This is a genomic window from Convivina intestini (assembly GCF_003096575.1).
Classification (GTDB): Bacteria; Bacillota; Bacilli; order Lactobacillales; family Lactobacillaceae; genus Convivina; species Convivina intestini.
Genome location: NZ_QEKT01000019.1, coordinates 1 through 2,648, shown reverse-complemented (window position 1 = coordinate 2,648; position 2,648 = coordinate 1). Strand labels below are relative to the sequence as shown.

The following is a 2,648-nucleotide window of genomic DNA, read 5'->3' as shown; positions in this document are numbered from 1 at the left end:
TTCTTGTACTTGCGGCAGCTTATCTAGTGGCTTTAACGCTTCTCCAATTGCCTGCATTACCAATCTCCATACTGTGCTGCTAATCTATCTAGATCGCTTTGCTTGCTAGTGATTGGCACGCTGTAATCATCTTCCCAACCCCGTTGGTTAAACCAGGTACTGCCATTCTTGATAAACCGTGACTCTGTACCGTCCCGTTCTAGTTTTTCACGGTAGGCCATGATGCCATCTTGAATTTCTTTGTTAGTAGTACCGCTCCGAATTGCTTTTCGATAAGCATTCATCGCACCACTAATCCCACCTTTGCCAACTTTCTTGGGATATAACTGCCATAGTTTTTCAAAGTCACCAGTCTCCGATTTGGTTAATTTACGAGAAGATGGCTTAGGTGTCTCACTCCCCTGTGAAGGGGTAGGGGTAGTATTACTTTTAGTATTATTATTAGTATTAGTTATATTAGTATTAGTAGTTGCTGGTTTTCCGTTAACGGGTTTCCCGTCACCGGTTTCCCGTGACCGGTTTTCCGTCAACGGATAATCGTAAACAGATATTTCCAAGTTCCCAAACTTACCGTCTGCATTCTGTAGCTGTCGAGAACTGACATATCCTTTTTCCTCCAATTCCTTGAAGGCGTTTTGTGTTGCTTCACGGCCATTAGAAGCCCAGTCCTGCATGTTTGATTTGTAAAATACCCAGTCATCAGGTTTTGACAACATTTCTAGTAACAAACCCTTAGCCTGTAAGGACAATTCACAATCATTCACAGCCGAGTTATATACTTGCGTAAATCCAACTTTTCTATTTATTTTAAGAACTGATTTTTGCATATATAACACCTATACCAATTAATTAGAATGGCAAATCATCATCGCTGATATTTACTTGACTGCCGCTAAATGGATTGAACCCAGTTTGCTTAGCTTGTTGATGTGAAGTAGTTGAATTTACACTATTGCCGTTTGCTTGTTCAATGCCGTTCTTGGAAGCGTACATGTCTCGTGTAACACCATTCGGTTCACTTCCGTCTGGCAACTTAGGATTATGTGCCTTAACGTTTAAATTGATATTGCCGTTCCATTCACGCCAATCAACAGTTAGGCTCATTTCTTTGCCAATCATGCCCTTAACAAACTGATCAATGCTATTTACTTGAACCCCTGCATCAACACCAGCAGCAACAAGTAACGTATTAAAGCTCTTCTGTGAGCGTTTCATGGAGTCAGCATCAGACTCATCCCAAACGATATTGTCATAACGAATTTGTCCGCCTGTATAATCTCCGTCAGTCACTTCATAATTAAGGACTGCCATTTCCTTTCCTGTGCTAGTTTGTTTAGCTTCTGATGTTGGAAGCACTCGAACGTTATACTTACCAGCCTCTTCTACTGATGTACCTAATACATTGTTTGGATCTACTGTTACGTTAAAGCTCATGCTGTTTTCTCCTCTAATTTAACTTCCTGTTGTGGTTGTAGTAGTTCATTAGCACCAATTAAAGTGCGTTCATCTAAGCGATTTTTAGCGTGGTTTCCTTGTTCTGAATCCAAGTCAATATATCGTTTACTTTGCTCTTTGTAGATGCGACCAACGACATCAAATGGAGCTGTAAAAGCATTGAATGTCTTAGCGTTCATGTCTGCTTCAAACCGTCCTTTTCCATCTAGACCATTTGACCCATTATCGATTTGGTGGGCTGTTGCTAGAACTGTTTTTTTACTGCTTCTAAGTAACATACCCAAATCACGAAACCATACTTGTAGTTTCTGATAATTTTGACGGCCATCTTTACTGGCACCGTCAATATTTTCCAGCACCCAATTTTGCAAAGCCGTCACATTATCTAAAATGATGGTGTCAAACTTGTCGCTCATAGCTGCTTGGCTAATTAGCTGCCAAACATTACCTTGCAGATTTGGCGCATCTGAGTGGTCGAAAGCAAACACAAACGTGTCGTCTGTATCAACTAAAGCGTTATAACTACCGTCAAAGCTGAATAGCACCTTACGTCCATTAAACAATTTAGATAGGCTGGTTTTACCCGTGCCACCATCTCCGTAAATAAAGTACATATTTCCTGCTGGGACAATGTGGCCTGGTTGGAATGTAATCATATTCATTCACCCCTCATTCATATTTAAGGCGTTGGCCAGTAGTATAAACAATTACCTTATCTAGGTCTTGTTGGATATCTTCTCCATACTTTCGCTTTAGTTTTGCTGGAGATTTTACCTCGACAGCATCCCAACCATACTTTTTAACAAAAGCAATTTTTGTCTGTTCTGATTGGTCAATATCTGAACGCTCTGTTTCAGAAAAACAAATGTGCGGGAATTGTTCTCCTTTATTGAGTCGTTCTTTTAATACTGCATCAACATTTTTAAATACTGGGTTGATGTTTTGTTTCAAGTAAACGATGTCTTCTAGTTGTTGAGGGGTGATATTTTCCAAAAACTTTTTATCGTTTAAATCTTTGACACCAAACTTCTCGCCCCATTGGTCAACAATCATTAATTCGTTAGCCATCAGTCTTCCTCCCAATCCAATTCTGTTAATATGTCATCGCCATCAATATTGTGTGCAAAGATACCAACATTCATATAGCCGTCATGAACTTGCTTAATGTAATCGCCTAGAGACGAACCAGCCAC

The 2,648-nt window shown here is 40.0% G+C and carries 4 protein-coding genes; all 4 read right to left on the bottom strand.

Annotated elements, in window-relative coordinates; translation table 11 throughout:
* Window positions 1-56: 56 nt before the first annotated feature.
* The 4 genes from C7384_RS07995 to C7384_RS07980 are packed head-to-tail and all read right to left on the bottom strand — an operon-like array spanning window position 57 to window position 2,523.
* Window positions 57-827: a helix-turn-helix domain-containing protein gene (locus C7384_RS07995; protein WP_089940494.1), complete on the bottom strand. Its 771-nt coding sequence runs from the start codon at window positions 825-827 to the stop codon at window positions 57-59.
* Between the two features lie 22 nt (window positions 828-849).
* Window positions 850-1,434: a DUF669 domain-containing protein gene (locus C7384_RS07990; RefSeq protein ID WP_089940497.1), complete on the bottom strand. Its 585-nt coding sequence runs from the start codon at window positions 1,432-1,434 to the stop codon at window positions 850-852.
* A complete protein-coding gene (locus C7384_RS07985) occupies window positions 1,431-2,111 on the bottom strand; it encodes an AAA family ATPase (RefSeq protein ID WP_089940500.1) in 681 nt (226 codons plus the stop codon). Before C7384_RS07985 ends, C7384_RS07990 begins: the two co-directional genes overlap by 4 nt.
* A 13-nt stretch (window positions 2,112-2,124) precedes the next feature.
* Complete coding sequence (locus C7384_RS07980; protein ID WP_116585403.1) at window positions 2,125-2,523, bottom strand: hypothetical protein; 399 nt, start codon at window positions 2,521-2,523, stop codon at window positions 2,125-2,127.
* Window positions 2,524-2,648: the final 125 nt, after the last annotated feature.

What these genes read in the sequence shown, in the direction of transcription:
- C7384_RS07990 (WP_089940497.1), bottom strand. Translation starts at nt 1,434, where the DNA reads ATGAGCTTTAACGTAACAGTAGATCCAAACAATGTATTAGGTACATCA.
- C7384_RS07985 (WP_089940500.1), bottom strand. Translation starts at nt 2,111, where the DNA reads ATGATTACATTCCAACCAGGCCACATTGTCCCAGCAGGAAATATGTAC.
- C7384_RS07995 (WP_089940494.1), bottom strand. Translation starts at nt 827, where the DNA reads ATGCAAAAATCAGTTCTTAAAATAAATAGAAAAGTTGGATTTACGCAA.
- C7384_RS07980 (WP_116585403.1), bottom strand. Translation starts at nt 2,523, where the DNA reads ATGGCTAACGAATTAATGATTGTTGACCAATGGGGCGAGAAGTTTGGT.